General features: G+C 35.2%; 1 protein-coding gene. It reads right to left on the reverse strand.

Annotated elements, in window-relative coordinates:
- Nucleotides 1-422 precede the first annotated feature (422 nt).
- Nucleotides 423-5,876, reverse strand: a complete 5,454-nt coding sequence (locus LS70_RS09610) for a hypothetical protein (protein WP_034288061.1) — start codon at nt 5,874-5,876, stop codon at nt 423-425.
- Nucleotides 5,877-5,948 lie beyond the last annotated feature (72 nt).

The following is a 5,948-nucleotide window of genomic DNA, read 5'->3' on the forward strand; positions in this document are numbered from 1 at the left end:
TTTAACCTTCGTCAAATGGCTTCCTAAAGGTTTTGAGAAAACACTTAAAGAATGGCTAGATAAAATTAAAGGTAATGCTTCCTAAAGATTCTACAATCATATCTCAATAAAAACAACTTATAAGCCTATTTCTTCTTAATATAGACAAGCATAAAGACAAGATTAACTATTGCAGAAAATAAAAATCCCTAAGCTAGAGGGGGTGATTCTAGCTTAGGGATAGTAGAGAAAAAGTAAAACAAAATCCACAATTAACAAAAAAGTGAAGTTTATTCTGTTCACACCTAATGCACACATTTAACAAATTCACTAAGTGTGAAAAGAAATAACTTTTAAAACATTCTAGGAAGAATCCCTAGAAGTTTTTTATTTTCTATAAGAGGAGCTATGGTGCTAAACCCCATAAAGGAGTTTAGATTTTCTTACCACCAGTAACCTAGTTTTACAAATCCACTATGTGCAGATGTATCACTTGAGAAATCACCATTATAAACTAATGAGAAATCAATGTTTGGTGTAACTGCAAAGTTCAATGCTACTGTTGTATAGTAGTAGAAATCACCTAAGCTTGCATCACTTGTAAATAATTGACCAAGGATATTTAACTTCGCATCATAAGAATCATCAAAGTTATATCTGATACCTACACCAACATTTGTGCTTACAAACTCACTGAAACGTGCTAACCAATTTACACCAAGTTTAGCCATGATTATATCAATATTAGCTTTTTCATAGTTAATATTATTAAGTGTAAATTCATCTGCATTAACCTTATCATAGCTTAATCCAAATTCAGGTGAGAATGTATGGATACCATTGTAGAAGTTCAAACCAACATTACCTTCGATACCATAAGTAATAGAATCAGCACCGCCTGTTCCACCAATATCTCTTCTAGTAAGGTCTGTTGTTGAGTTCGCAAATCTTACCATACCTTTTACATAGTAATCATAAGTTGATGTTCCACCTAATACTGCATAGTAGTTAGCACCTAAGTAGAATGTATCATCATCTTGCTCAAAAAGAACAGAATCTGCGCTTCCTGTTTCATATCCTAAGAAGAATCCAAGAACACCTGCTTCACCTAAATTCTTTTGTAATCCACCAACGATACCATAAGTATCACCATCTAGGCTATCTCCTGTTGGTAAATCAATACTTGTGCTTCTGTAATATGGCATTACATATGCTTGTGTATCTGTATTTACAGAGCCATAAGTTTGGTCTGTTACATCAGAGCTTACTTGTGCATATTTCTCTAATTTAGAGAAATCTTCATCACTATTGCTTGCAATTCTGTTATTAGCTGCAGATAATGCAGAATTTACAGCAGTATTAACAACAGTTCCTACAAACGCATTTCTTGTGATTGCATTATTAACAATACTTTGTGTTGCAATAACACCTGCACCTTTTGAAACATCAACATTAACTACAAAGCTATCAATGATTCCATCTGCTTGACCAGCTTGAGGACCAGTTGCAGTTGGAGGTGTAGTTGTTCCGCCACTTGTTGTGTCGCCACCACTTGTTGTGCCACTACCTGAATCTGTAGTTGGAGGTGTAGTTGTTGTGTTTTGGAAATCTCTAATATCATTACCATCTTTATCTAAGATATCTGCACCAGTAACTACAAAGATTGGATCGTTAGAAGCAATTGTTTCAATTGTTACAAGTCTTGGATCTTCTTTACCAGTTTTATGTGCAAAAGCTACAGAATCATAAAGTGCATCACCTTCTCCACCAAGTGTTTCAAGTCCTTTACCTGTTGAATCAACAACGATTTTATCTAGCAAGTATGGTTGTCCTGCTGAAATAGTAGCTCCATTTTTTAGAGGGTCAATAATGATTGAACCTTTTTCAAATGTAAGTGCTTTACCTGTGCCATAACCATCTACAACAATTTTATTTGTTCTAAATGCGTTAAAGCCTGAACCATCAACGTTAAAGCTTTCTGATGAACCAATATCAGCAAGGAACCATTTTTTAACAGTTACACCTCTAACATTTGTCATATCAACATGTGCTTTATCTCCTAATAATCTTAGCTCACCTGTGTTAGTAATGTTAAACTTACCAGCATTATTAGTTCCTCCTGTAAGGATACTTCCTGCTGTTGTGATAATACCGCTGTTATTAAACTCAACATCACCTCTTTCAACATTTAAGACTCCATTGAGACTACCTGTTTTTGTAGAAATCTCACCGCTGTTGTTGAAGCTTAGTTTGCTAGTATTAACAATCAAATCACTATCTAGCCCTACAATTGTTCCAGAGTTGTTAAATGTTGTTGGAACACCACTTGTAACACTATCTACCAATTTAACATTTTGAACTGCTGTATGTGTTGTAACATTTGTAGCAGCTGTTGAGCCTTCAACTGTTGCTTCTTCTGTAAGCTCAATCATACCTGCGTTGTTGAATTGTGTAAAGTTAATATTATCAAGCTCTAGGTTTGTGATTGTTCCGCTGTTTTCAAAGTTTAGAATAGTATCACTACCAGCAATTACTGGTGCTCCAGTTGTTCCAGCATCATTGTTACCAACAATTGCAACACTACCCATTAAACCTCTGTTAGTAAATGCTTTTACTGAACCATCAACACCAATAATACCTTTAGCAGTATTTGAAACTGCTTTGAAAATAGGAGCATTAGTAGCAGGATCGTTGATTTCTGTTATAACATCTGCTCCATTTCCAACTACACTATTTAGAGCAATTGTTCCTTCATTTAAGAATGTTGTTTGTGTAGAAGCTGAAGGACCACCTTTTAAGACGATTGCACCTACAGTTCCATTACCACCACCGCTAGTTAGACCATTTAGTTCAATTGTTGCATTTCCAGCATTGAATACGCTTTGTGTTACAACGACTGCACCACTATTGATATTTAAAAGAGCATTTCTATTTTCATAGTTATGTCCTTCAGATGTATTTGCATTGCTTAATTTACCAACAAAAACATTTTGTGCATTAATTTTTGCATAACCAGTGTTGCTAAATTCATTGATTGTTAAAGCATTGAAATTAACATTTGTTAAATCTCTTGTGTTTGAGAATTGACCAATCACATCTCTATCAATTATTGTTGTTCCACCGATATTTACATTGTCCATAAAACCATTATTCACAAAAGATTTTACTTGGTTTTCAACATTAATGTTAGTATTTCTGATTGTTCCAGCATCAAGGCTACCATCAGCAGTTCTTGTTGCATCATTTAAGAATGTTGTGTTAGAAAGTGCTCTTTCACCTTCACCTTTTAGAGTGAATGTTAAATTATGTGCTGCTGTAGTAGCACCAGAACCATTAATGATACCTGTGTTTTTAAATGTTGTTCCAATATCAATATCACTTCCACTACCAGCATTTGCATTAACAGCAATTACACCATCGTTGTTGAAATTAACGATATTAGCTCCACTAAATACAGTATTTCTAATATCCCCAAGGTTTGTAAAGCTTAGAATATTATCAAATCCATCTGCCTCTGCTGATTTGATTGTAACACTATCTAATAAACCATGCTCTAAGTTTGTAAATGAATTAATGTTATCTGTAATTTGGATTGTAGTTCCACGCATTGTTCCGTTGTTGTAAGCATTTAAATCTACAACTTCAGATTCAGCATCATTTGTATTAGCTGCTTGACCATCTTGCCATTTTTGATTCACTTTACCCAAGAAGTCAATTGTGAAATCACCGCTAATGATACCACCTTCTTGGTTGATAAATGATGTATGGTTTTTAGTAATAATAGAACCATCTGCTGTTCTACCTGTTGTGATTTGGATTGTTCCACCACTAGCAGCTATATTACCACTGTTTACAAAACCATCTGTAATTTTAATATTAAAATCAGCTTTATTATCTAACACACCAGAGTTTTTGAAAGTATAGATAATATCACTATCAGCATCCTTTACAAAACCAGCACCACTTGCAATGATTGTTCCATAGTTTGTAAAAGTGTTAAGATTTTTTACTTTAAGGTCTGCACCCTTAATTGTTCCAGAGTTTGTAAAATTACTTTGATTAACTTCTGTATTACCAGCATTTAAGTCTGTTAAGCCACCAAGTGTAAGATTACCACCGCTAAATATACTTCTTGGGTCAAAAATCATATCTCTAACGACAAGATCAACTGTAGCACCGCTAAATACACCTGAATTTGTGAATTTATCAACTACAGTTGAAGCTTCAGATTCGAATGATGAACCAATAATTGTTCCAGCGTTTGTAAATGTAGAAAGGTTAGAAACAGCAAATGAACCACCACTTATTAAACCACCTGTGTTTTTAAATGTTGCAGCTGTAGCATCTGTAGCACCAAGTTTAACATAATAATCACCTGCACCACTAAATTGAAGTGTTCCTGAGTTGTCAAAATTCGTAATTGTTTGTGCTTTAGTAACATCTTGTGTTGTTGTTAAACCACTAATTACTCCTTTGTTGTTGAAGTTAGTGATTGTTCCAGCTCCAACAATAGAAACTAATTGACCTGCTGCTGTATCTCCTAATCTACCTTCGTTTGTAAATGTTGTTACTACTCCTTCGTTGTTTAGAAGTGTGAATGTTCCTTGATGATTAGAATCTCCTGTTACTGCACTTTTTGTAAATGTTACAGAACCAATTGTGCCATTTGCACCATTATTTACAAATGTAAGTGTATTACTTGCAGCAGTGCCATCTATACCTTGGTATTTACCATTGAAGATTACATCTTGGATAGAACCATCATTTTTTACAAGAATGTTTGTTCCACTTCCTGAAACTGTTGTTGTGCTATTTGCACCACCAATTGTTACAGAACCGCTGATTGCACCAGAGTTATTAACAATAATAGCAGATGCAGTAGCGTCTTTTGTCCCGATATTAATATCTCCACCTAATGTGAAGTTACCTTTAAGTGTTCCCGCATTAGATAAAATTGATCCAACTGCATTTCCACCACTAACTTGAAGATTTGTTACTGCTCCAGTAACATCACCAATGATAATATTTCCATTAATAAGACCAGTTTGACCATTGCTTATAACAGCAGAGAAGCCAGAATCTCCAAAACCAACATTCACTCCTTTTGAAACATGGATTGCTGCTTTATTAGTAGCTCCTTCAAGTGCATTGATTGTTCCATCATTTTTAATAATTGTTGTGTTTCCTGCAAAGAGAGCAGTTCCTGCAGAATCTGCAATCGCAATGCTATCAAATTTGAAGCCATTAACAACTCCACTTTGTCCAATATTAAATAGAGTAGTAGAAGCTGCAGAGTCTAAACGAATACCACCTTTAGATGTAACAGAACCTACTGTTCCATCAAATTTAAAATGCTCGCCACCTGTCTTGAAGATAACTTCGCCAAATTTGCCACCATCTAGTATAATATTTCCAACTCCAGCACCATTTTGCACTGTTACCCCAGCACCAGCACCAGAAACAACACCAAATGTTAATGCTGCTGTATCTCCTACTGCGCCTGAATAAGTGATACTTCCTTCACCTGCGTTAAAGATTGCTCCACTTCCGATGATTAAAGAACCACTAACAGCACCACCACTTGCTACAACATTAATACCTGTAAGACCACCAGAACCAAGAGAACCGCCAGAAATTGCTTCTGCTGTAACAGTAAGGCTTTGTGATACGTCCCATTTGTTAATAGTGAAAATACTACCAACATCACCACCGCTACCTGCTCCTATAGATACAAAGTTGGTAGTCATAGCACCTGAATTACCAGCAATGGATTGTTCTGTTCCTGCAGTATCATAAATACTATACGCATTTGCACCTGTGGATAAAAGACCGACACACGCTAGTGAAAGTGCGAAACTTTTTCTGTTAAATGTGAATTTTGAATTCTGTTTATTCACCATTTCTCCTTTATCATAGAAAATTAAGATAGGCTGCAATTTTATCTAAAAGAATCTTATAAAGTCAAGTGG

The sequence above is a fragment of the Helicobacter sp. MIT 11-5569 genome, from assembly GCF_000765695.2.
GTDB lineage: Bacteria > Campylobacterota > Campylobacteria > Campylobacterales > Helicobacteraceae > Helicobacter_D.